This window comes from Mesorhizobium sp. P160219, assembly GCF_057786095.1.
On sequence record NZ_JBYNWG010000001.1, the window covers coordinates 5,526,673 to 5,549,706 of the forward strand.

Here is a 23,034-nt window from a genome sequence, read left to right on the forward strand (position 1 = left end):
CCCGGCAGACTACTGGGGAGCCGTCTCAGCCGGGACCGCGCCGCCGACGAACGTCCCGATCAAGAAAGGCGCTTTCGTCTGGCGAGGCGGCGGCTCCGACACGGAAGGCGAACGACGTGACCCGCGTCGCATTGATGTCGATACCGCACCGAAAGCTCAGATGGTACCATGTCGTTGCCGTGCGGAAAGCGGTGTCTGGGGCGTCAAGAACATTGCCGGCCTTGAGCGGAATGCTTGGGATCAGTTGGGGAGAATAAGAGGCGTCGTTCAACTCTTGCTCAAGAACGCTGGCGCAAAGTCTGGCGGCCCGTTGATCGCGAGGCACGTCGGCCATCGAGTTCGTTGCGAACACATCACCGGTAGCGCCTTGCGAAAAGAGTTTGCGAACGCCCGGAAGGCCCGAATATGGCCGCGGTGTAGCCGAGGCCACGTCGATGGAGTTTGGCTCTTCGGTGATTCCGCGTCCTGACTTCGTAGCCTTTGCGGGGCGGCGTTTCGGCACGTTTTCGGGTCTGGTCCGAGGCGCCTGAGCCGACGCGGGAAGCTCGATCTCACCGTCGTCCCCATGGGCAGCCAAAGGCATTGCGGCCGCGGATGCCTCTTTGTCAGCGGGTGGGGTCGCAGCCTCCTGTTTGTCCGCTTCCGGCTTCTCATTAATCTTGGCTGACTCTGCCGGCTCTCCGGCGTCTGGCGCTGAGGCGGGTTTACTCTCCGCATTCTTTGGCGCGACAGCCGACTGTGGCTCGTTATCCTTGGGCGGCGATGGCGCATTGTCTTGAGCGCTGCCTCCATCCAAGGACTTTTTGGGGCCAGTGTCTTTGTCGCCGAACTGAAAAACAGGCCTCAGGACCTCGATTGGCGGCAGCTTTTCCGGTGCCTGCTTTTCAACCTTCTGCTCCGAAGGATTTCCGGGTGGCGGTGGCGGCGGCGCGGGAGCGGGTTTCGGTTTTGGCTGTTCGGGCGGCGGCACGAGCGCGACGTTCACCGCTTGCTCCTCCTGCGGCTGCTGGGCAGGCACGGGCAGGCCATAGACCAGGAACGCGGTGATGAGCGCATGCAGGACCAGCGATGCGGGCAAGGCCCACAGCAAAGTCCGACGCCGCTCGGATTTCTCGGTCTTCATCCCTCACGATGTGGAGCGAAACTGCGGCGGCATCAAGCGTGGCAACCGTATTGGCGCATTCAGCCGCAGCTCAGCAGTGAGGAGACGACGCCTGATTGCTTCTCGCCGCCGGCTCCATTCTCTGCATGCCCGCCTCCAATCTCAGCGACGCAGGCTGGCGTCGCGGGCACGCTCGCGGAGCTCTTCGCGAGAAAGGCCCGCATCCGCCAATATGCTGTCTGGAAGCCGCCTCAAGCTCGCAAGCGTCTGGCGATAGGCAAGCCAGCGGGCGAAACGGTGTCGAAGTTCATGCAACATGATCGTCTCCTTGGCGAGCGGGATACCCACGCTCTTGGATTGGTCGAAAACGCAAAGCAATCGCGCAAAGCGTATGCACGATCGAACGGATTGCGCTGACTTCCTGGCCAACCGAGGTGCCTGTCATTGTCCCACCAGGGCAGGAATTTCCAGCACCTCCAACGGCTGCATACTTGCGCGTGATGTCCGCTTCGCGCTACAGCCACGGTCGCAAGGAGTTTTTCATTTCTGCAAAATGGATATTGGCTGGGACGATCTGAGGTTGTTTCTCGACGTTGCGCGGCTGGGTGGCCTGAGCGCGGCGACGGCAACCACGCGCCTCAGCGCAGCCACACTCGGACGACGCGTCACCGCGCTCGAAAAGCAGATCGGCGAAGCGCTGTTCGTACGGCAGCAGACCGGCTACCGACTAACCCCGGTCGGTGAAGAACTGCTGCGGCGCGCCGAAGACGTCGAAGCAGCAATGCAGTCGCTGACCCGCTGGCGCGAGGGAAACCTGCCCGACCGCATTGTCCGCGTCTCGGCCGGGCCATGGACCTCCGCCTTCGTTTCGGCCCATATCGGCGAAATCTGGACGGTCGATGACGGCATCAGGGTGGAACTCGTCACCACCACCGACCGGGTCGACATCGGTCGCCGCGCAGCCGATATCGGCATCCGCAGCGAGCGCCCGACCGAACAGTGGCTGGCCGGCCGTCAGAGCGGCAAGGTCGCGTATGCCATCTATTCCGGACGCCACCTGATCAACGGCATCGCCGCCGGCTTGTTCGTCGGCGTCACCGGCGAAGGAGCAAACATTGCCTCGGCGCGCTGGCTGCAAGCCCATCACGGCGATCGCATCGCCGTGCGCGGCAACAACAACCATTCAGTGCGCGAATTGGTGGCCGCAGGCGCCGGCCTTTCGATCTTTCCGTGCTTCGTCGGTGACAGCGATCCGCGGCTGGTTCGCGTCGCTCATCCTATCCCAGAACTCGAAACCGACCAGTGGATCGTCACCCACCATGAGGAACGCCACTCCCCGCCGGTACGAAAGATTGCCGACCGGATTGCCGCTCTGATGCGGGCCCATCAGCCGTTGTTTCGCGGCAAGATGCCGATCCGCTAAGCCTCAGGCGTCGATCGGCCGCCACATTCTCAAGGTCCTCGCGCGTGAGGCGGGCGCGTGAAGCTTGGAGGGGTTGGATCCCGGAGATTGTGGATTTTCGCTGGCCAGAATCCGAGCCAATTCCGGAAGATTGAACTGGAGACCCGTTCAAAAGGTCGGCTCATTCAGGCGCATATGGTACAAGTCCCACATCTTGTCTTGCCGCAAAGTTCACCCTCTGATTCCCTGTGCCAAGGCGATAGAACGTGATTCTTGCACCTGGCGTGTTCAAGCGGCGCGTTCCGGGAACTTTTTTGTCGATCAATTCCAAGGAGACAAGACGATGAGCACCGCGGCAAGGCCCGTCATCTCGGAAATGCGGCCGAAGATAACCGTTATTGGTGTCGGCGGTGGCGGCGGCAACGCGGTCAACAACATGATTGCCGAAAATCTGCAGGGTGCGGAGTTCATCGTCGCCAACACCGATGCCCAGGCACTGACCATGTCGAAAGCATCGCGGCTGATCCAGCTGGGTGCCCATGTCACGGAAGGCCTGGGCGCCGGGTCGCTGCCGGCGGTCGGCCGCGCGGCAGCCGAGGAATCGATCGACGAGATCAGGGACCACCTAGCGGGAACCCATATGTGCTTCGTGACCGCCGGCATGGGAGGCGGAACTGGAACCGGTGCCGCGCCCGTCATAGCGAACGCTGCACGGGCAGCCGGCATCCTGACGGTGGCGGTCGTCACCAAGCCGTTCACCTTCGAAGGGAAGCGCCGCATGCAAGCCGCCGAAGAGGGCATCGAGCAGCTTCGCGAATGCGCCGATACCGTGATCGTTATTCCGAACCAGAACCTCTTCAGGATCGCCGACGCAAAGACGACTTTCGCGGACGCCTTCGCCATGGCTGATCGCGTCCTTTATTCCGGCGTCGGCTGCATAACCGATCTCATCGTCAAGGAGGGGCTGATCAATCTCGACTTCGCCGACGTGAAGTCGGTGATGCGCGACATGGGCCGCGCAATGATGGGTACCGGGGAAGCCACGGGCGAGGACCGCGCCAGGAAGGCCGCCGAAGCGGCGATAGCAAACCCGCTTCTCGACGAAGCCTCGATGATCGGCGCCAAGGGCGTCCTGGTCTCGATCTCGGGCGGCATGGACATGACGCTGTTCGAAGTCGATGAGGCCGCCACCCGCATCCGCGAGGAGGTCGACGCCGACGCCGACATCATCGTCGGCGCCATATTCGACCGGGCACTCGCCGGAAAATTCAGGGTCTCAGTCGTCGCGACAGGATTGCGGCAGGGCCTGGAGATACCGCAGTAGGCAGGATCCGGGCTGCTGATTTATGAGTCTGGTGGACCGTGGTCATGGGCTTCGCCACCGAAAAGTCGGCCCGCAAGCCCGCACCATTGAACTTGCCGGTGAATTTGCGTTGCCGGCCTAGGGACCGAATTCGTTTCGAGGCCGCTGCCACGAATGCGCGCACTCGCATCAGCGCCGCCGCGGAACCGCTCCCAACTGCAACCGCGCTGCGAATGCGCTTCGACCCGGATCCCCAACAGGAGGCCATACAGATTGACCGCGGCAGACATTTCGCCTGCGATATGGCCAGCGTCTGCTGACCACATGATCGGCCCTTTCTGATCGGTGATGCGGGCTCGCTGGATATGGCACAATAAAACCGGCATGGGTCAGACGTCGGGAGCATCCAGTGGCGGCCAGCCTCGCAAGCGCTATATCGAAGGAAAAACTCAGGTCGACCCGACAGGAGCATACTCCATGGCTGACACGCCGACACCCGATGCTTCGTTTCTCGCGGCCCTGACGACAGAGCATTTCGTGCAGCAGACAGCGATCAGCACGTCCATAAGTGAAATGGCGTCGCGAACGACCATCTACATTATGTCTCTGTCGAGCGCTCTGGTGGCAACGGGCTTTGTTACGCAGTCCTCCGAGTTCTTCCTGCCGTTTGTCGCGGTTGTGCTGCCATCGGTCTTTTTACTGGGTGCCTTTACCGTCTTGAGGTTGGTCGACATCGCCGCTGAGAACATGCAGGCCCATATCGGCATTGCCCGGATCAGAGCCTACTATCGAACTTTGGGCGACGAGGCTGCCTTCCAGTTTTCCAAGGAATTCGGTCGCTGGCCCGAAAATGACGCCGAACCTTCTCTTCGTACTGGGCCTCTCCTGGCGTACCTGACCACTGCAGCGACTATGATCGCATTCATAAATGCCATCGTCGCTGCGGCCGGCGTTACTCTGCTTGCGTTTCGTGTCGGTGCAGAACTATTGCTCGCGCTGTGTCTTGGTGCCGGAACAGCAATCGGCTTGATGACGATTTTCTATTTATACCAGCGCCTTCGGACGAAAGGCATGGTCCGCATTGCCAAACCCTATGGTTCTGAAAAGAGCGTGCTTTGAGCGGGTAACGAATGTGGTGTTTGTCTGAACGCCACCGGCATGGCAATTCCGGTCTCATTGACGACCAATGCTCCACGCTCCTCGCAGGCTGTTCGCAATGGCGAGCCCTTTCGGGATCGAGATATTTGCGCAAACTTTTTTGCCCGGCATGCGTTGTTCGTTCTCCGAGCACAGGAGAAAGCCATGCAGACTAAGTCGCAGACTTCAGCTGAAGCCGCCAAGCAACGCCATATCCAGCGTGGTATCGACGCCAAAGACGAGACGAAGAGCAATGGCAAAATGCAACAAGCGATGCAAGCCGGCGCCCGCAAATATCCCGAGCCGCCTTTTCCCGAGCAGCATCAACCCAAACCGGGGCATGAATGGGCGATCGAGCCCGCTCCGCTCTACGATGCGCCTTACTACCTCGGATCGAAAAAACTCGACGACAAGGTAGCGCTTATCACGGGTGGTGATTCCGGCATCGGCCGTTCGGTGGCAGTCTTGTTCGCCCGCGAGGGCGCCGACATTGCGATCGTATACTTGAGTGAAGACAGGGACGCCGAAGCGACCAAAAACGCCGTCGAAAAGGAAGGCCGGCGTTGCATACTGATAAAAGCCGATGTCAGTGAACGCGAGCATTGCCGCAACGCCGTGGCGCTGACGGTCGAAAAATTCGGCAGGATCGACGTGCTGGTCAACAACGCCGCTTTCCAAATCCATTCCAGTGACTTCAACGACCTGACCGAGGAACATTTCGACACGACGCTGAAGACCAATCTTTACGGCTATTTTCATATGGCGCAGGAGAGCGTGCCGCACATGGAGCCGGGCTCCGCGATCATCAATACCGGTTCGGTGACCGGCATCGACGGTTCCAAGCAACTGGTTGACTATTCGATGACCAAGGGCGGCATTCATGCCTTCACGCGAGCGCTTTCGGGCAATCTGGTCGGCAAGGGCATCCGGGTAAACGCGGTCGCGCCAGGTCCGGTGTGGACGCCGCTCAACCCTTCGGACAAGGAAGCCGACGACGTCTCGAAATTCGGCGCGGATACGCCGATGAAACGGCCAGCGCAACCGGAAGAACTTGCCCCGGCTTACGTGTTCCTCGCCTCGTCGCATTGCTCGAGTTACATCACGGGAGAGATCCTGCCGGTGGTCGGTGGCTACTGAGGTCGCGGAACGTATTTCATTGCGTTGGCTACCGAGTAGACGGCGCGCTGGCACGCGACGACGTCGTCTCCAGGGAGACGCTTGCCGCGCTCGATCGCTTCAAGAAAAGCGTGATCGGTGCCGTGCGCCGCCGCTTCACGGCACCCGCCACGGCCCGTGTTGGTCGAAATCCTCGCCCGCGTTTCAGTTTTCTGAATTTCCACTTGGAACTCTCCCGCCGGCATCCCGTTCAAACATCATTGAGCCGGGAGAACGACCATGCCACGAGGCGACAAATCGAAATACAGCGACAAACAGGAACGCAAAGCCGACCACATTGCCGAAGGCTATGAAAAGCGCGGTGTTTCCGAGAAGGAATCCGAGCGCCGGGCATGGGCGACCGTCAACAAGGACGATGGCGGCGGCAAGAAAGAAGGCGGCTCGGGTCGTGGTAAACACACCGGACACCCCGCGGCCCACAAGGGTGGGAAAAGCGGCGGCAAGGCATCGGCTTCACGGTCAGCCGCAAGCCGATCGGAATCGGCAAAGAAGGCAGCGGCAACCCGCAAGCGGAATGCCGAGCACCATGCCCATTAACTGCTCCGCAACAGATTCGGAACGCCATGAAACCCAAGCTCGCTAATCAGGTCAGCGGGCAAAGAATTTTCGTCGTGGTGCTCGACCTCGGCGAAGAAGCCTTCGCCGCGCTGACAGCCTTCGCAACCGACCAAAACCTCGGCAGTGCCTCTTTGACTGCGATCGGAGCGTTCGGCGCCGCCTTGATCGATCTTGATGCGTGAGGTTGGCAAGCGCCTGCCCGGTTCCTTGGCCATCCATGGCGGATGTCTCTGTGGCAGGATCCGATTCAGCGTCGGGATCGAACCGAGGATTCACTACTGCCACTGCGATATGTGCAGACGAGCGACCGGCAGCGCGTTTGCAGTTCTTGCCTGGATGCCCTGCCAAAGCCTGACCTGGAATTCCGGAAAGCCAACATATCGAAGGTCTTCGCCGATTGCGCAAAGAGGCTTCTGCCCAGAATGCGGGTCGCCGCTCAGCCTTTGCTACGACGCATCGCCAACCGAGATCGCGCTGCACGTCGGTACTTTCGATGATCCGGCTCACCGGGAGCCTCGGTACAACTACGGTTCAGCGCAGCGCCTTGGTTGGGTGTGCTGCGGAATAGACCTACCGGACCGCGACACCGAGGAGCGCTGGTAGCGCCGCGAACGACCCAGATTGCCGATCAGGAATGCGGCCCTTGTCGCCGTGCCCCGAAAGTGCGGTCTCGATCTGCCCGGCCTGCCGACGTCGCCAGACCGTCGACAATCCCTAAGCGCTAGCCGGTTTTGATCCTTTGGGGGGCCGCATTCTCTATCGCGAAGAAAATCGCTTCGAACAGATCCTCGTCGCGGAAGGGCTTGCCGAGCAAGGGCACGTCGGCTGGCCGATCGGCAATCTCCCGGGCATCGGCATAGCCCGTGATCATGACCGCTGGCCAGTCCGAGCGCAAATTGCGCGCGAAGCGGATTACGTCGACGCCGGATACGAGTGGCATGGCGAAGTCGGTGATAATGACGTCGAACTTGTCGGGAGTGCGCTCCATCATGGCCAGCGCCTCCGCCCCTCCTCCCGCGCAGGTCACCTCGAAACCGCGCTGGCGAAGGGACTCGGCGGTCAATTGCCGCAAAACATGGCTGTCGTCGATCAGGAGGATTGATGGGTGCTCCATTCCGGCATCGGCGAACGCTCGTTCAATGTCGGGTTCCACCGCAGGATCCACCGGCTGTTCGGTCGAACGTGGCAGCCAGAGTTGCATGGTAGTTCCGCGGTTGACGACGCTTTCTATGCGAAGTGTCCCACCTGACTGCTTCATGAAGCCGTAGACCGTGCTGAGACCGAGGCCCGTTCCCTTACCGACCGGCTTGGTGGTGAAGAACGGTTCGACGACCTTGGCGACAAGATCGGGTGGTATGCCGGATCCGGTGTCCTTGACGGCGATCAGGACATAGTCGCCCGGCGGAATATCCTCTGTTTGCGTCACGATCGATCAATTCTGCGCATGCACGGTTATTGTCCCGCCAGAGGGCATGGCGTCACGCGCGTTGAAAACCAGATTCATCAGGGCCAATTCAAGTTGGCCTGCATCGACATGCACCGGCCAGATCGTGTCATCGATCTGCCAGTCGAAACGGATCAACCCCCCCAGTACGGGCGCCACCAATCCATTCATCGTGTCGCCCAGCGCAGCAAGGCGCACCGCTTCCGGCTTCAGGGTCTGGCGCCGCGAGAATGCCAGCATTCGCGCCACAAGGTCAGCGCCTTGTTTTGCAGAACGCCGCGTCAGGTCGAGTACCTGTTGCGCCTGATCATCCAACGTGGCCCGGCGTTCAAGCAGCCCTAACCCACTGAGAATTGCGGCGAGCAGGTTGTTGAAATCATGCGCCAGGCCGCCGGTTAGCTTGCCGATAGCGTCGATGCGCTGGGATTGAAGCAGCTGATCCTCAAGACCGCGCCGCTCGGTGATGTCAAGCAATGTGCCGATGATTTCCGGTTCACGGCCATCTGAGCCGTCCGACATCACCCCCTGGTCGAGAAAAATGCGATACTCGCCATTGGCGCATTGCCAGCGGAACTCGCACGTATAGGAGCCGGTGGTTTTTGCCGCCAGCAGCGCTTCCCTCAATCGCGGCAGGTCGTCCGGATGAACGCGGCTGAGACCGAACTCTGGATCCGATGTCAGGTATTCAGGCGCAAAGCCGGTCAAGCGCTCGACGCCCTCCGTAACAAAGCGCGCCGCAAAGGGCGGCTCGGCTGCCCGAGCATGAAAGCAGACCGGCAACGAATTCAGGATGGCGTCCTGCCGTTGCTCGGCGCTGCGCAGCGCGCGTTCGGCCTGAAGCTTGTCCTTGTGCGCCTGCAACGCCTGCGCCAATAGTCCCTGCTCGACCTCCGCCTTGCGCTGGATCTCGAGCGTCTTCTCGTGGAGTTCGACGAAAACCGCGACTTTCGAACGCAGCATGATCGGATCGAATGGCTTGAACACATAGTCGACCGCGCCGGCATCATAGCCGCGCAGCATATGCGCATCCTCCTTGTTGATGGCGGTCAAGAAGATGATTGGGGTGCGCTTGGATTGCTCGCGCTGGCGGATAAGTGCGGCCGTTTCATACCCGTCCAACCCTGGCATGAGGACATCCAGGAGAATGACGGCGAACTCCTCTTTCAGCAGAAAGCGCAGAGCCTCTTCGCCCGATTGGGCGCAGATGACCTCTCCGATAGTCGCGAGCACTTCGCTGATCGCCAGCAGATTGCGCTCATCGTCGTCCACCGCCAGGATGCGGGCTCTTGCCGGCCCTTCGGCAAGAGCTGCCACCTCAAGTTTCCTTACCCTGTTTCTTGCCAGCTTTTGCATCGAACGGCCGTCAGTTCGCTGCCAGGAGAATTTTTTCCGGGCTCTCGACACGGGATCGGGCACGCCCGATCCAGACACGAAGCAGCGCCAGCAGGAGATCCAGGTCGACGGGTTTGGCGATGTAGTCGGAAGCCCCGGCATCCAGACATTTTTGCCGATCCCCCTTCATCGCCTTTGCGGTGACGGAAATCAGCGGGATATGAGCAATCGCCGGTGTGCCGCGAATCCGCCGCATCGTCTCGTAGCCGTCCATCTCCGGCATCATGATATCGATCAATGCCACGTCGACATCGGGCGTCTGTTCAAGAAGCGCGATGCCATCACGGCCCCGCTCGGCATGCAGAACCTGTATGTCATAGGTCTCCAGAACACTCGTGAGCGAATAGATGTTACGAATGTCGTCGTCGACGATGAGAACTTTCGCCCCGGCGAGATCGGACTTGCCGTTGTGTTCAGTTCCTGCCCAGGCCTCTTGGCGACCTTCTCCCGGCAGCGTTGCCGAAATATGCAGCGCCAATTGAGCGAAGTTCTCCGCCCGCGGTGCTTCTGCCAAGGCCGGGTTCAATGCCAGTACCTGTTCAAGCGCGTCCGGGTGAGGTGTAAAGAACAGCAGCTGCGGCAAGGCTTCGCCGAATTGGCCGGTGATCTCGTCCAGCGCCTTTGCGTTGTCCTTGGCGGAGCGTCCAAAGCCGAGCACGACGGCATCATAGAAGGCGAGGCCAACGTCTTCTGCATTTGCCGCAACACGACCGATCGCGGTGACCGACGTTACGCCGTCGCGGATTGCCTCGACCAGAGCCAGACGCCGCTCCGGGTCAGGGTCCACGACCAGAACGCGGCGCTGAACGCGGAGCTTCTTCGAGTGGATATCCTGAAACACCTTCATCAGCTCGTCCGAGGAAACGGGCTTGGTGGAAATGCTGGACGCCCCCTTGCGTGCGAGACTGTCGATGTCTTCGGCACCCGAGATGACATGGATAGGAATTCCCCTCGTCTTCTGGTCATGCCGCAGCAGATCGAAAAGCACCCAGCCATCGATATCCGAAAGTCCGAGATCAAGTGTGATTGCGTCGGGAACGAGCTTGCGGGCCAATGCCAGCGTGCCGGAACCTGCAGTCGACAGAACGCCTTTCAGCCCGGCCGACCGGGCGAGGCCAAGCAGCAACCCGCCAAAGGTCGGATCGTCTTCGACGATCAACACGATCCGATCGGTGGGTAGGATTGAATCGCGGTCGTCGATCAGCTCTGCCGAGGGCGGACTGCTGAGCAGAGCTGTCGCAGCAACCGCCTCCGCCGCCGGAGCCAAGGTCGACTGTACTGTCGTCACGCGGGGGCCGTCGAACGGGATGATGAGGGTAAATGTCGACCCCTTGCCCGGCGTGCTTTCGACCCGCAATTCGCCGCCAAGCAAGCGAGCGATCTCGCGGCTGATCGAGAGCCCAAGGCCGGTGCCGCCATACTTGCGGCTGGTGGTGCCGTCGGCCTGCTGGAAGGCCTCGAAAATCAGCTTCTGTTTGTCTTCTGGAATGCCAATGCCGGTGTCGGTGACGGCGATCGCGAGAGCCTTCACCGGCTGCGTCGCGCCATTGCGGCGGCCGGCCTTCTCAACCCGGAAGTTCAGGCTGACCTCGCCTTCCGAGGTGAATTTGAATGCGTTGGAAAGCAGGTTGAGGACAATCTGCTGCAAGCGTTTCTCATCTGTGCGGACCGTGTCGGGAAGCGCCGGATCGACCTTGATGGTGAAGCCAAGTCCCTTGTCGGCTGCCAGCTGACGAAAAGTTCGTTCCATATGCTGGCGAAGATGCGTCACCGGCATATCGTTGATGTCGATGGAAACAGTGCCCGACTCGATCTTCGACAGATCGAGGATATCGTTGATGAGGCTGAGAAGATCGGTTCCTGCCGAATTGATGGTGCGGGCGAACTCTACCTGTTTTTCGTTGAGGTTGCCGTGCTGGTTGGTCGCCAGCAGGTTTGACAAAATGAGCAGCGAATTGAGCGGCGTGCGCAGTTCGTGGCTCATATTGGCCAGGAATTCGGATTTGTATTTCGACGTGAGCGCCAGTTGCTCGGCTTTTTCCTCCAGCGCGCGTCGCGCCATCTCGATTTCGAGATTCTTGTTTTCGACCTGCTTCTTTTCGTTCTCGAGCAGCTGCGCCTTTTCCTGCAGCTCCTCGTTTGTCGCATGCAGCTCTTCCTGCTTTTTTGTCAGCTCGGTTTGACGCGCTTGCAATTCCGACGTCAGCAGTTGCGACTGCTTGAGCAGGCCCTCCGTGCGCATCGTCGCAGCGATGGTGTTGAGAACGATGCCGACGGATTCCATGAGCTGGTTGAGGAACGACTGGTGTGTGTCACGAAACTCGCCGAACGAGGCGAGCTCGATGACGGCTTTGACTTCATCCTCGAACAGGGCAGGCAGGATGATGACATTGGCTGGCGAGGCGCTGCCAAGACCAGATGTGACCCGAAGGAATTCTGGCGGCACATTGTCCAGCATGATGGCGCGCTTGTCGGCGGCACTTTGCCCAACCAGGCCCTCTCGCAGATCAAGCCGCTGCTTGATGGCAGCCTTGCTCTCGGCGCCATAGGAAGCCGCCAGCTCAAGATAGGATTCCTCCTCGTCGCGATTGGTGACGTAGAACACCCCATACTGGGCGTTCACCAGAGGAGCGAGTTCGGACATGATGAGCCGCGAGACGGTGGCAAGGTCGCGCTCGCCTTGCAGCATGCGCGAAAACCGGGCGAGATTGGTCTTCAACCAGTCCTGCTCGGCATTCTTCAGCGTCTGATCCTTCAGATTGCGGATCATTTCGTTGATGTTGTCTTTCAGCGCGGCGACCTCGCCGGAGGCTTCGACGCTGATCGAACGGGTAAGATCGCCCTTGGTCACCGCCGTCGAAACCTCGGCGATGGCACGCACCTGGGTGGTCAGATTGGCAGCGAGTTGATTGACATTGTCGGTCAGGTCGCGCCAGAGGCCGGCGGCACCTGGCACACGCGCCTGACCACCGAGCTTGCCCTCGATGCCCACCTCACGGGCGACGTTGGTCACCTGGTCGGCAAAGGTGGCAAGCGTCTCGATCATGCCGTTGATGGTGTCGGCCAGCAGGGCGATCTCTCCCTTCGCGTCGACCGTCAGTTTGCGCCTGAGATTGCCTTGCGCGACCGCCGTCACGACATCGGCGATGCCGCGCACCTGATTGGTCAAGTTCGTCGCCATCAGGTTGACGTTGTCGGTCAGGTCCTTCCAGGTACCGGCAACACCTTCGACGCGCGCCTGGCCACCAAGCTTGCCCTCGGTGCCAACCTCACGCGCGACTCGGGTGACCTCGCCGGCGAAGGAGTTCAACTGGTCCACCATGGTGTTGATGGTCGACTTGAGCTCCAGGATTTCGCCCTTCACATCGACGGTGATCTTCTTCGACAGGTCGCCGCGCGCCACGGCGGTCGTGACTTCGGCGATGTTGCGCACCTGGCCGGTCAGATTCTCGGCCATCGAGTTCACATTGTCTGTGAGATCCTTCCACGTGCCGGCAACGCCGCGCACCTGCGCCTGGCCTCCCAACTTGCCTTCCGTGCCGACCTCGCGTGCCACGCGCGTGACTTCCGAAGCGAAGGAATTAAGCTGGTCCACCATTGTGTTGATGGTGTCCTTCAGCTCCAGGATCTCGCCGCGGACATCGACGGTGATCTTCTTCGAAAGGTCCCCGAGCGCCACGGCGGTGGTTACCTCGGCGATGTTGCGCACCTGGCCGGTCAGGTTGGCCGCCATGGCGTTGACGTTTTCTGTGAGATCCTTCCACGTGCCGCCGATGCCGCGCACCTGGGCCTGGCCGCCGAGCTTGCCATCGGAGCCGACCTCGCGCGCCACACGTGTCACTTCCGAAGCGAAGGAATTGAGCTGGTCGACCATCGTGTTGATGACGTCCTTGATCTGCAAGATCTCGCCCAGCGCGTCGACGGTGATCTTCTGGGTCAAGTCGCCGGTCGCAATGGCCGTTGCCACCTTCGACACGTCACGCAACTGCACCGTCAAATTGCCGGCCATGGCGTTGACGTTGTCGGTCAGATCCTTCCAGGTGCCACCGACGCCTTCGACATGCGCCTGGCCACCAAGCTTGCCTTCCGATCCCACTTCGCGGGCCACACGCGTGACCTCAGAGGCGAAGGAGTTCAGTTGGTCGACCATCGTGTTGACGGTGTCCTTGAGCTCCAGGATCTCGCCTTTGACGTCGACGGTGATCTTCTTCGACAGGTCGCCGCGCGCCACGGCGGTGGTGACTTCTGCGATGTTTCGAACCTGGCCAGTCAGGTTGGCGGCCATGAGATTGACGTTGTCGGTCAAATCCTTCCATGTGCCGCCGACGCCCCTCACCTCTGCCTGGCCGCCCAGCTTGCCTTCGGTGCCGACCTCGCGTGCCACGCGCGTCACTTCCGAGGCAAAGGAGTTCAGTTGGTCGACCATCGTGTTGATGGTGTCCTTGAGTTCCAGGATTTCGCCTTGCACGGCGACCGTGATCTTCTTGGACAGATCGCCCGACGCGACCGCCGTGGTCACCTCGGCGATATTGCGCACCTGACCGGTCAGGTTCTCGGCCATCGAGTTGACGTTGTCGGTGAGGTCCTTCCAGGTGCCGGCGACGCCGCGCACCTGCGCCTGGCCGCCAAGCTTGCCTTCGGTGCCAACCTCGCGTGCCACGCGCGTGACCTCGCCTGCGAATGAATTCAGCTGGTCCACCATCGTGTTTATCGTGGATTTCAGCTCGAGAATCTCGCCCTTCACGTCCACCGTAATCTTCTTCGACAGGTCGCCCAAAGCCACCGCGGTCGTCACTTCGGCGATGTTGCGCACCTGGCCAGTCAGGTTCTCGGCCATGGAATTCACATTGTCGGTCAGATCCTTCCACGTACCACCAACACCCTCAACGCGCGCCTGGCCGCCAAGCTTGCCTTCAGTGCCGACCTCGCGCGCCACGCGCGTCACTTCCGAAGCGAAGGAATTAAGCTGGTCCACCATCGTGTTGATGGTGTTCTTCAGTTCTAGGATTTCGCCCTTGACATCGACTGTGATCTTCTTCGACAGGTCGCCCGACGCGACTGCGGTCGTAACCTCCGCGATGTTGCGCACTTGCCCGGTCAGGTTCGTGGCCATCGCGTTGACGTTGTCGGTCAGATCTTTCCACGTGCCGGCGACGCCCTTGACCCGGGCCTGGCCGCCGAGCTTGCCTTCCGTACCGACCTCGCGCGCCACGCGCGTCACCTCGGAGGCGAAAGAGGCCAACTGGCCGACCATGGTGTTGACGATCTTGCCGATGCGCAGGAATTCGCCGCGCAGCGGTCGGCCGTCAATTTCGACCATCATGGTCTGCGACAGGTCACCCTTGGCGACGGCGCCGATAACGCGCGCAACCTCAGCCGTTGGCTGAACCATGTCTTCGATGAGATCATTGACTGAACGGACACTGGATTCCCAACTGCCGGTGGCATTGCGAACCCGGCCGCGCTCGCCTATCCGCCCTTCCTTGCCGACGACCCGGCTCAAGCGCTCGAACTCGCGCGTCACTTGGTCGTTGAGGTCAGCGATCTCATTGAAAGTCTCAGCTATCTCGGAATCGAGGCCTTCATAAACATTGTCGATGCGGACGGAGAAATCGCCGCGCCGGAAGGCTTTCAGAGAATTCAGGATGCTTCGACGGTCCAATTGCTTCTTGGATGCCTGCACGGTCACAGCGCCACTCCCAGCCCTATGGATTTATACGGATAAAGTTGCCCCCGCGGCCAATGGTGGATCGCGCCGCAAGACCCCAAACGCGGCATCTTCAATTTTGTTCCATCGTGCCGTGAATTCCAGGCCGACGGTTGCGCCTTGGTTTGAACGCCGGATTTTCATGATGCGGTTGTGGATTTATCGTGCTTCAGCCGACCACGACACGTCATAGCCGTTTGCCATTGCCAGAGAGGCGGAATTGCGTTGCGCAACTCGGAAGGCGAGGCAGCCACCCGGTGGTCGAAGCTCACGGCAATTTTCTTGCCGGACATGGCATGGACCATAAGCCCGACCAATTCCTCGTCGTCGCAGCGACACTCAGGAAACCTTGCGCGGATTTCATCGACCGCAAACGCCGTCGAGATAATGTCATCAGCGCGATAGCCAGAGATCACCGCGTAGACTGCGCTATAGGTTTCAAGGTCAATGACTTCTGTTTTCAGCACATCATCCTCCCTGCGGAAGGCCGACGGCAGAGGCGCCGGATGTCTCGCAAAGATTGCTAGATGCCGGCATCGAGTCTTCGGCGCTGTATCCTGTTCATTCTATGACGGTTGGCCGCGCTGTCGATAGCTCTGCAAGGCTTTGTACGCTTCCAGACACTGATTCACGCGAGCGACCAGATCAGGCAATCGTGCCGTTCATATACGTTTTCCGGTTCACTGTAGTGCCGTCCGCCAACTGAAACAGTCCACCCGACCAGAATGACGATTGTCGGCCCATTCACTTTAAGCCCCCCAGGTCAGCGAGTGAGTTGTGGCCAACACTCCAACACCTCCGCCATGCTGGCCGCCTCAATCTGCTCACTGAAGCGGGAATGGTAGACTTCCATCAGTGCGTCATGGGTCTGGTCGGCAGAGCTGCAGATGGCATCGGTGACGAGAATGACGCGGAAGCCACGATCGATGGCGCCAAGCACGGTCGCGAGAACGCAAACGTCGGTTTCGCCACCGGTGATCACGAGCGCACGCACGCCGGAGCCACTCAGCAGCGCGTCGAGCCGCCCCTCGGTCCAGGGCGAATAGACGTGTTTGTCGACCACCGTCGCCGGCGGTACAAATCGTGCAAGTTGAGGCATCAGCTCGATCAGGCGCGGATCGATGTTGGAAAGGGTTACCTCCGCCCACCGACGATAGTAGTTTGCCCACATTCCCGGCGCCTCGCCCGGGCGGGCGGCAGGAATGAAGCGCGTGAACAGGGTACGGCTGGCATGTCTGGCGACCAGTTCTTCGATCGCCGGGACCACCTTTTCAGCCCACCGCACGGGCCAAGGTCCACCCGGCGCAAACAGGCGCTGCATGTCGACGCACAGATGCAGGCCATCGTCGCCTATTGGTCCGTGAATCAATCCTTGGGCGGCCACTGGTGGATTCCGTCGGGTTTGGGTTACTGGCCTGCCTGCCGCGCTGCATCGGCCTCAGCCACATCAACAGTATAAAGCAATTCACCGTTTTCGTTGGATACCCTCACAAGCCAGCCGGACAGAGCGTCCGTGCCAGGCTGCAGGTCGGCGAGAAGATCGATTGCGCAGCGGATAGCTTCGGACCGGGCCGCCTCAAGGCTCGCCATCCTCGACGGCGGTATGCGTCGGCTGGTTTCGCCATCGCGATACTCAAAGACATATACGTCGCCGGCGCCGTCGCTTGCAGAGGTTATCTCGACCTGGTCGAAATTGCCGTTGCTGCTCGCGTCATATTCATTGGCTGCGAGATCAAAGGTCGCTGTCTGGACCAGGATTGCCTTTGCGCGGGCAAGCACGTCATCTTCAGCTTGTATCCCGACGTTTGCCATGTCCACCGTAACGCAGTCGCCGCCCTCGCCGCAAAATATCACCCGGCGAACCGACTGCCCGTCTGGCGCCCTGGCATTCACCACTTCGGTCCGAACGACTTGCATGACACTCTCCTGCCTGTCTGACAATGTTCATGGTGCGCTTTCGGTTCCTGCGGATGCAGGCGCCGGCCCGGCAACTTAACGGCTTGCGCCGCCGCCAAAGGCCATTCCGAACCCAAGGCCAACAATGAAGAGGCCGGCGATCCGCTGCTGCCAAAGCCGCACACGAGGGCGCTTCAGGATCCAGGCGCCTATGCTGCCGGAGGCCACGGCATAGGTCCCCAACACCAACACGCCCGTCATTTTCTGAGTTGCTCCCAGCAGCAACAGTTGAAGCGTCACGGAACTCCCATGCGGATCAACGAACTGAGGCAGGAACGCTACCATAAACGTGATGGGCCACGGATTGAACAGATTGGCAATCATGCCTTCCCGTGCCGCGGCGACGGCCTTGATCGGGGCCGTATCCGGCCGGGCCTGTGTTTCCGGCTTCGTGAAGACCAGCCCTAGCCCGAGCCATACGAGATACGCCGCCCCAAGCCATTGCAGTGCTCCAAAAGCTAGTGGGGAGGTTCGCACGAGAGACGAAACACCGAACGCTATGAGAGGAAGCTGAACCATGCCGGCGCCGGCCGTCATCCCCAATACCGTGAACAGCGCAACCCTGCGTCCCTGCCCTATGCCGCGCGCCGTCACCAGCATGCTATCCGGCCCGGGCGGTATCTGCAGCAGGACGACCGTTCCCACGAATGCTATCCAGTGGGCGGGATCGATGACTTGTTCCTCTCAACAATGATGCTCTTGTTGGACTTGGAGCGGCGATATAGCCGGTCAACGCGAAGCTGCGGCGCCGAGGCCGTTGCGCAGAAGTAGCTCATGTCTGGTTCAGAATTAACTGCAGAGCCGCGACCGCCTTGCTCCACGATCATCTCGGCAATGTACTCCTTGAGGTCCCCGACTTCGTCCTGAATGTCCTCGGGGGCGATGCCTTCCTCGTCTGCATCCGCGATGCATTGGCTTGCGAGTTCCTCTGCGGCATCGACGCCCTTCCGCATGAGAGCAGGCTTTTCGATCACATGCTCCTCAATCCATACTCCGACGAAATGGACTGTACGATTTACGATGAGGTCAGCGTCTTCCGAGAGCTGCGCCTCGGTTTTCAAATCGTCCCTCGTCGACACTTTCATGGAACTCACCTCGGCAAATGGGCTCACTTCCAACGCCGACAGGTTGCCAAAAGATGCACCGTGCCGATGAAAATCGCTGTCGAGACCGACAGGATTTCCCCCCACCGGACATTCACGGTGCACCGAGCCCCCGCCGCAGGAACAATTCGAACGGAAACGCGTTGCCCTAGCTGGAAACGGGATAAGCGCAAAATGGCCGCGCCACGTGCTGCCTGGAAGGGCTTCTTGAAGGTTGGTTCGGTTACCTGCGGCGTGAAGATTGTCGGCGCAACCAGCGAAGCATCCAAGATCCATTTCAAGATTTTGAACCGCAAGGACGGTCTGCCGGTCAGGAGCGTCTACGCCGACGAGGAGACCGGAAAGCTGGTGGATGCAGCGGATCAGGTGAAGGGTTTCGAGATCGAAAAGGACGAATTTCTCCAGATCGAACCTGACGACATAAAGGCGTTGAAGCTGACGTCGAAGCACACGCTCGAAGTCGGCGAATTCGTATCGATTGACGATATCGATACGCGCTATCTCGAGAAGCCCTACTATCTGATCCCGGCCGACGGCGCCGCAATCGAAGCATACGGAGTGATCCGCGATGCCATGAAGAACAAGGGCGTGGCCGCTCGATCCTGCGTGGTGCTCTACCAGCGCGGCCGCGAAGTGCTGATTCAGCCCTATGGCAAGGGGATGGTGATGACCGAGCTTCGCAACCACAATGAAATGGTTTCGGAAAGCACTGTGTTCGATGGATTGGCGAAGCAGAAATACGACCCCGATCTGCTCGAAATCGCCGGCATGCTTATTGACAAAAAAGTGACGACCTTCGATCCCTCGAAATTTGAAGACACCTATGAAGACGCGCTGATCGCCATGATCGATGCAAAGCGCAAAGGCAAGAAGCTGCCGAAGCCCGCACCAAGGCCACAGGAGAATGTCATCAACCTCGCTGAGGTGCTGAAGAAGAGCCTCAAACAGGAAGGGCTGGCGAGATCCACAAAGAGAGCCTCACCGAAACGCAAGACAGCATAGTTGATAACTGCCCAGCCAGAAGGTCCGCACAGCAGCCCCAGCCGCCCTAAATCGCTCGGAACAATTCTCGCGGTTGCCCGTTGGCCACCAAGGACGATGCCTTGGCCGAGATCAAGAACGTCGACAGGGCAGTCCTCAAAGAGCCAGAGGCAGCGGATGCCAACATTGCGCTCAAAGGAGCCGGAACGCAGGACTCTGATCGGGCGCCGACAAGCCCCAGGACCGCTGGCCATCGGTAAAAATACATGGGGTGTGAAAAGACCCTTTCGCCTCCAGACGCGGCGACGCGCGACCGGTGGCGGGCCGAACCCCACGCCCAAGCGAAACCCGGAGAATAGATGTGCCCCCCAAACCAGAGCCAACCGAAGAGCCGCCAGTGGATGCGCCGACGTGGACGCCGGACATACGCGAGCCTGAGCCGGATCTTCTTCCCGACGAAGTGCCAGTTCCTAATCCGGACGAGAACCGTGATCCGCCAAAGCGAGGCGTGGTGACAGACTGAACAACGAGTTTGGTCCGGCATCCTCCTGCAAAGGCGTTTATCTCGCCGCCGGGTTCAAGATCGCCAGTGAAGTGCGACTGGATTTGGCTGCGCCGAATGCTTGACGGATTTGGTCTCGATGGTGTGGACCTATCGACGCCTCGCCAAGCCTCATTTTCCAAGTATCTGTTCGAACGTACATTGCTTCGGGCTTTTGTCAGGACGCCATCGCAGAAATTTGGTGCCATGACGGAAACGATCGCCGGTGACATGATCGAACCGCACCTCCGCCACCAGTTCGGGCCGCAATGGCTCCCATTGTCCGCTTCTTTCCGTGCTCCACCGACTGGGACCGCCCGGCGCTTTTCCCGTGAAGCCAGGAGCCGATCGCAAAGCTTCAAGCTGTCGCGTAAGCTTGGCCCTGTCCTCCCGGGCGATCGTCGAAGTGAACCCGACATGGTCGAGTTGCCCCTGGTCATTGTACAGACCGAGCAACAGGGAGCCGACTTCACGCGAATTCGCCAGGTAGCGGAACCCTCCGACGACACAATCGGCCGTGCGCAGGCGCTTGACTTTGACCATGGCGCGCTCGCCGGGTCGATATTCGTCATCGAGAAGCTTGGCAACGACCCCGTCGGTCGAACCTTGTCCGGATTGGCCAAGCCATCTGCCTGCCGCCGCCAAATCAAGCGTTGCCCGAGACAGTTCGAGATCCTTTCGCCGGGCCGACTTTACGAACAGTTCGAGTGCAGCGCGCCGAACCGAGAGCGGCTGTTGCATCAAGGCGCCCTCGGAGGTCGCCAACATGTCAAAGAGGATCAGCTTTGCCGGCGTCGCGACCGACAGTTTCCGGATCCTGCTTTCCGCCGGATGCAGCCGCATCTGCAAGGCGTCGAAAGAAAGAGAGCCTGCAATTTCGATGACGATCTCACCATCGACCACGAACTCTTTTGTTTTCAGTTCATGCAACATCGCGACGACTTCCGGGAAATACCGCCCTAACGGCTTGCCGGATTTTGCACGCAACTCCACGGCCGCGCCGGCTTTAAAGGCCAGGCAGCGGAACCCGTCCCATTTGGGTTCGTATTGCCACCGGCCAGCATCGGCCGGCAACGTGTCGGCAGCCTTTGCTTCCATCGGCGCCGTGCTCAACGCAACGCCGAAAGACGATTTTACACTCGTCGGCAGATCGCGAGTGATGGCAGATTCGCCCGTCATGAAAGTTCCGTGGACAACGATGGAGATCGACTCAACGCAGCATTGGTGCCGGCTTTGGAAAAAATCATGCTCCAACAGCGTTAGGTCATGATGAGATTTCAACCAATCTCATCATGACCTGGGACGGTCTACTCGGCAGCCTGCATGTTGATCTTGCTTTCCGCCATTTCGGTGAGCTTGCGATCGGTCGCCTGCTCTTCTTTCAGGTTCTTGGCCAATACGTTGGCGCAGTCACTGCGGCCAAGCTGCTTGGCCCAGGCGATGAGCGTGCCATATCTGGTCATCTCATAGTGTTCGACCGCCTGCGCCGACGCTATCAGCGCCGCGTCTAGAACCTCCTTGTCGTCGACGTCGCCGCTCACATCGTCGGCTTCCTCCAGAATGCCGTCTATCGCCGGGCAGTTGACCTCCTTGGCCTTGACGCCATGCAATTCGAACACCTGTTCGACGCGCTCGATATGGCCTTTGGTCTGCTCGAGGTGTTTTTCGAATCCGGCCTTCAATTGCGGATCGGTTGCCTTGCCGATCATCTTCGGCAGCGCTTTCTCGATCTGCTTTTCGGCGTAATAGATGTCGCGCAGCGTGTGCACGAAGAGATCGTCGAGTGTCTTGATGTCCTTCGAAAAGAAGCCCATGGCCTTACCTTTCATTGTGCAGAAGTTCGGGTCCGGCGGCGGCTCGCCCGCCACCCGCGGAGGCCGGGAACTCGTCCCGGCTTGCTGGTCAACGCACCGGTGCCGGAGGAGTTCCTGATTCCGAGCCGGCCGTTACTCCTTTTCGGGACGCTGCGGTCCATCTCCGGAGGAGCTTTGACCCGAACACACGTTCCATGGTCCAGGCGAGGACCCTCAGGCGCACGCCGGCGCGGAAAAACTGACGGCCAGGAGAGCCGAAACGTGCTGTGCGCCGCAAGCTCTCGCAGGCGATGGCTGCCTCGGCAGATGCAATGCCAGCGTCGGGCGCGCACTATTGTCGGGAGAACTCTTGGTCAAGTATGCGAAGGCCCTCTTCATATTTGGCCGCCGACGCTCCGACCTGCCTCGACTGCCAGATGTTGTCCTCCAGATCGGCGCGTTTTACGGGGAGCGCCACTGGGTTCGACGCAGCCCGCCGGACAAAGGCGAAATACTCCTCATCCGGCCTGCGCGACATGGCATCGACCGCCGCGGCAATTGTCGGTCCGAAGCCTGCTTCTTCGAGCTTGGCGCGGGTCCAGCCTTCGCCTTTCTCCAGAACGTCATGAAGGTAGGCAACAGTCTTCTGATCGATTGTCTCGACGGCGTCGACGATACGGCGGCAATGCTCGATGTAGGGCCGCCCGGTCTTATCGCGCTGCGACGCGTGAACCTCCTCCGCAATCTTTGCCGCCTGGTAGAAACTGCTCATCGCGCCTGTCGTTACCGTGATTGTCTCTGCCTGATGAAACCTATTCGACGATATGTGGCGTGTGTCGCTTGTCCTCGGCAGGGTCGACATCGATACGGGCCTTTTCCGGATCGAAAGCGGCGTGACCTGCAATAGCCAGAGCGGCCGCATCGGGCGTTTCGTAGGCCCACATGAAATCGTCGGAAGAACTGCCGACGGCGTGGACACGCCAGTAGGTTGCGGTGCCTTTAAGCGGGAACCAGGTGGTGGTGTCGGTCTTTTCGAAAAGATCGAAATAGATGTCCTCGAAGGGGATATAGAAAACGGGCTCGTGCCCGTCTTCACGCAGGACCTTCGCCCGCTCCGTAGCTGCGACGATGGCGTCGGAAAACCGCACCGTCACCGTGCCGGAAAACGGTTCTATGGCCAATCGGCCAAGGTTTTGCTGTGAAGTTGCGCCTGAAGTTTGCATCTGAATTTCTCCCTGGCGATTTCCGCAAGATCGGTCATGCCTGGAGACGAAATGCGCGGCGGCGCTTCAGGTTCCGGCATGTCCGATGAAGCTGAATGGCAGCCGGCCTTAAAGCGCCTACCGCTTGCCGTATCCAGCAGTTCTCGTTGGTAAGGCGCGGTGAAATGCTCGTCCAACCCATTCGAAGACTTTGGAAGGACGACACGGTCGTCACTT

22 protein-coding genes are annotated in these 23,034 nt (G+C 60.1%); 8 read left to right on the forward strand and 14 right to left on the reverse strand.

Going from position 1 to position 23,034, the window contains the following annotated elements; all coding sequences use genetic code 11:
* Positions 1-25: 25 nt before the first annotated feature.
* On the reverse strand, positions 26-1,123 hold the full coding sequence (locus tag AC3EMP_RS26765; RefSeq protein WP_023725480.1) for a DUF930 domain-containing protein: 1,098 nt from the start codon (positions 1,121-1,123) through the stop codon (positions 26-28).
* Between the two features lie 141 nt (positions 1,124-1,264).
* The gene (locus AC3EMP_RS26770; protein ID WP_023681184.1) at positions 1,265-1,420 is read right to left on the reverse strand and encodes a YjiS-like domain-containing protein; all 156 of its coding nucleotides are present in this window, start codon (positions 1,418-1,420) and stop codon (positions 1,265-1,267) included.
* A gap of 235 nt (positions 1,421-1,655) precedes the next feature.
* Between AC3EMP_RS26770 and AC3EMP_RS26775 the strand changes: the two genes are divergently transcribed.
* From AC3EMP_RS26775 to AC3EMP_RS26790, 4 genes are all read left to right on the forward strand, one after another.
* Positions 1,656-2,525 carry a LysR family transcriptional regulator gene (locus tag AC3EMP_RS26775; protein WP_352710807.1) on the forward strand — a complete coding sequence of 290 codons (870 nt, stop codon included), beginning with the start codon at positions 1,656-1,658 and terminating at the stop codon, positions 2,523-2,525.
* A 322-nt stretch (positions 2,526-2,847) separates the two neighbouring features.
* Positions 2,848-3,828 (forward strand): cell division protein FtsZ, encoded by a 981-nt coding sequence (ftsZ, locus tag AC3EMP_RS26780; RefSeq protein ID WP_023702103.1) that lies wholly within the window; start codon positions 2,848-2,850, stop codon positions 3,826-3,828.
* 456 nt (positions 3,829-4,284) lie between these two features.
* Positions 4,285-4,926, forward strand: coding sequence for a hypothetical protein (locus AC3EMP_RS26785; protein WP_023702102.1), 642 nt, complete (start codon positions 4,285-4,287; stop codon positions 4,924-4,926).
* Between the two features lie 183 nt (positions 4,927-5,109).
* On the forward strand, positions 5,110-6,081 hold the full coding sequence (locus tag AC3EMP_RS26790; protein ID WP_023736044.1) for an SDR family oxidoreductase: 972 nt from the start codon (positions 5,110-5,112) through the stop codon (positions 6,079-6,081).
* Here AC3EMP_RS26790 and AC3EMP_RS26795 read toward each other — a convergent pair.
* Positions 6,075-6,284 carry a hypothetical protein gene (locus AC3EMP_RS26795; RefSeq protein ID WP_156933213.1) on the reverse strand — a complete coding sequence of 70 codons (210 nt, stop codon included), beginning with the start codon at positions 6,282-6,284 and terminating at the stop codon, positions 6,075-6,077. The two genes, AC3EMP_RS26790 and AC3EMP_RS26795, sit on opposite strands and share 7 nt — an antisense overlap.
* A gap of 55 nt (positions 6,285-6,339) precedes the next feature.
* On the opposite strand from AC3EMP_RS26795, the gene AC3EMP_RS26800 reads away from it, so the two are divergent.
* Genes AC3EMP_RS26800 through AC3EMP_RS26810 form a run of 3 tightly spaced genes read left to right on the forward strand, consistent with a single transcriptional unit; the run spans position 6,340 to position 7,281 of the window.
* Positions 6,340-6,657: a hypothetical protein gene (locus tag AC3EMP_RS26800; protein ID WP_023668087.1), complete on the forward strand. Its 318-nt coding sequence runs from the start codon at positions 6,340-6,342 to the stop codon at positions 6,655-6,657.
* A gap of 26 nt (positions 6,658-6,683) precedes the next feature.
* Complete coding sequence (locus AC3EMP_RS26805; protein ID WP_023668086.1) at positions 6,684-6,860, forward strand: PCC domain-containing protein; 177 nt, start codon at positions 6,684-6,686, stop codon at positions 6,858-6,860.
* Entirely contained in the window at positions 6,853-7,281 is a 429-nt protein-coding gene (locus AC3EMP_RS26810) for a GFA family protein (protein WP_084026208.1), read from the forward strand. The genes AC3EMP_RS26805 and AC3EMP_RS26810 overlap by 8 nt, the downstream gene beginning before the upstream one ends.
* A 118-nt stretch (positions 7,282-7,399) precedes the next feature.
* Here the strand turns inward: AC3EMP_RS26810 and AC3EMP_RS26815 are convergent, their stop codons facing one another.
* From AC3EMP_RS26815 to AC3EMP_RS26845, 7 genes are all read right to left on the reverse strand, one after another.
* The gene (locus AC3EMP_RS26815) at positions 7,400-8,104 is read right to left on the reverse strand and encodes an ATP-binding protein (RefSeq protein ID WP_488494695.1); all 705 of its coding nucleotides are present in this window, start codon (positions 8,102-8,104) and stop codon (positions 7,400-7,402) included.
* A 6-nt stretch (positions 8,105-8,110) separates the two neighbouring features.
* On the reverse strand, positions 8,111-9,436 hold the full coding sequence (locus AC3EMP_RS26820; protein ID WP_460223105.1) for an ATP-binding response regulator: 1,326 nt from the start codon (positions 9,434-9,436) through the stop codon (positions 8,111-8,113).
* A gap of 49 nt (positions 9,437-9,485) precedes the next feature.
* On the reverse strand, positions 9,486-15,197 hold the full coding sequence (locus tag AC3EMP_RS26825) for a HAMP domain-containing protein (RefSeq protein WP_027048647.1): 5,712 nt from the start codon (positions 15,195-15,197) through the stop codon (positions 9,486-9,488).
* A gap of 164 nt (positions 15,198-15,361) precedes the next feature.
* The gene (locus AC3EMP_RS26830; RefSeq protein ID WP_023754442.1) at positions 15,362-15,688 is read right to left on the reverse strand and encodes a hypothetical protein; all 327 of its coding nucleotides are present in this window, start codon (positions 15,686-15,688) and stop codon (positions 15,362-15,364) included.
* A gap of 296 nt (positions 15,689-15,984) precedes the next feature.
* Positions 15,985-16,605 carry a cysteine hydrolase family protein gene (locus tag AC3EMP_RS26835; RefSeq protein WP_023754443.1) on the reverse strand — a complete coding sequence of 207 codons (621 nt, stop codon included), beginning with the start codon at positions 16,603-16,605 and terminating at the stop codon, positions 15,985-15,987.
* A 23-nt stretch (positions 16,606-16,628) separates the two neighbouring features.
* On the reverse strand, positions 16,629-17,138 hold the full coding sequence (locus AC3EMP_RS26840) for a DUF6894 family protein (RefSeq protein WP_023696312.1): 510 nt from the start codon (positions 17,136-17,138) through the stop codon (positions 16,629-16,631).
* A 75-nt stretch (positions 17,139-17,213) separates the two neighbouring features.
* Entirely contained in the window at positions 17,214-17,822 is a 609-nt protein-coding gene (locus AC3EMP_RS26845; RefSeq protein ID WP_352710803.1) for a LysE family translocator, read from the reverse strand.
* Between the two features lie 167 nt (positions 17,823-17,989).
* Here AC3EMP_RS26845 and ku point away from each other — a divergent pair, with 167 nt between their 5' ends.
* Positions 17,990-19,282 (forward strand): non-homologous end joining protein Ku, encoded by a 1,293-nt coding sequence (gene ku / locus AC3EMP_RS26850; RefSeq protein ID WP_306413758.1) that lies wholly within the window; start codon positions 17,990-17,992, stop codon positions 19,280-19,282.
* Positions 19,283-19,934: 652 nt separating this feature from the next.
* Here ku and AC3EMP_RS26855 read toward each other — a convergent pair.
* From AC3EMP_RS26855 to AC3EMP_RS26870, 4 genes are all read right to left on the reverse strand, one after another.
* Positions 19,935-20,981, reverse strand: a complete 1,047-nt coding sequence (locus tag AC3EMP_RS26855; RefSeq protein WP_050589154.1) for an ATP-dependent DNA ligase — start codon at positions 20,979-20,981, stop codon at positions 19,935-19,937.
* 128 nt (positions 20,982-21,109) lie between these two features.
* Positions 21,110-21,616: a YciE/YciF ferroxidase family protein gene (locus AC3EMP_RS26860; protein WP_023668075.1), complete on the reverse strand. Its 507-nt coding sequence runs from the start codon at positions 21,614-21,616 to the stop codon at positions 21,110-21,112.
* Positions 21,617-21,947: 331 nt separating this feature from the next.
* Complete coding sequence (locus tag AC3EMP_RS26865) at positions 21,948-22,367, reverse strand: HD domain-containing protein (protein WP_352710801.1); 420 nt, start codon at positions 22,365-22,367, stop codon at positions 21,948-21,950.
* Positions 22,368-22,407: 40 nt separating this feature from the next.
* Positions 22,408-22,818, reverse strand: a complete 411-nt coding sequence (locus tag AC3EMP_RS26870) for a DUF427 domain-containing protein (RefSeq protein ID WP_352710799.1) — start codon at positions 22,816-22,818, stop codon at positions 22,408-22,410.
* Between the last annotated feature and the right edge of the window lie 216 nt (positions 22,819-23,034).

Bases quoted from the DNA above. Each gene is read 5' to 3' on its own strand.
- AC3EMP_RS26860 (WP_023668075.1), bottom strand. From the start codon at position 21,616: ATGGGCTTCTTTTCGAAGGACATCAAGACACTCGACGATCTCTTCGTG.
- AC3EMP_RS26785 (WP_023702102.1), top strand. From the start codon at position 4,285: ATGGCTGACACGCCGACACCCGATGCTTCGTTTCTCGCGGCCCTGACG.
- AC3EMP_RS26790 (WP_023736044.1), top strand. From the start codon at position 5,110: ATGCAGACTAAGTCGCAGACTTCAGCTGAAGCCGCCAAGCAACGCCAT.
- AC3EMP_RS26810 (WP_084026208.1), top strand. From the start codon at position 6,853: ATGCGTGAGGTTGGCAAGCGCCTGCCCGGTTCCTTGGCCATCCATGGC.
- AC3EMP_RS26765 (WP_023725480.1), bottom strand. From the start codon at position 1,123: ATGAAGACCGAGAAATCCGAGCGGCGTCGGACTTTGCTGTGGGCCTTG.
- AC3EMP_RS26855 (WP_050589154.1), bottom strand. From the start codon at position 20,981: ATGACGGGCGAATCTGCCATCACTCGCGATCTGCCGACGAGTGTAAAA.
- AC3EMP_RS26865 (WP_352710801.1), bottom strand. From the start codon at position 22,367: ATGAGCAGTTTCTACCAGGCGGCAAAGATTGCGGAGGAGGTTCACGCG.
- ftsZ (WP_023702103.1), top strand. From the start codon at position 2,848: ATGAGCACCGCGGCAAGGCCCGTCATCTCGGAAATGCGGCCGAAGATA.
- AC3EMP_RS26805 (WP_023668086.1), top strand. From the start codon at position 6,684: ATGAAACCCAAGCTCGCTAATCAGGTCAGCGGGCAAAGAATTTTCGTC.
- AC3EMP_RS26770 (WP_023681184.1), bottom strand. From the start codon at position 1,420: ATGTTGCATGAACTTCGACACCGTTTCGCCCGCTGGCTTGCCTATCGC.
- AC3EMP_RS26800 (WP_023668087.1), top strand. From the start codon at position 6,340: ATGCCACGAGGCGACAAATCGAAATACAGCGACAAACAGGAACGCAAA.
- AC3EMP_RS26840 (WP_023696312.1), bottom strand. From the start codon at position 17,138: ATGCAAGTCGTTCGGACCGAAGTGGTGAATGCCAGGGCGCCAGACGGG.
- AC3EMP_RS26775 (WP_352710807.1), top strand. From the start codon at position 1,656: ATGGATATTGGCTGGGACGATCTGAGGTTGTTTCTCGACGTTGCGCGG.
- AC3EMP_RS26870 (WP_352710799.1), bottom strand. From the start codon at position 22,818: ATGCAAACTTCAGGCGCAACTTCACAGCAAAACCTTGGCCGATTGGCC.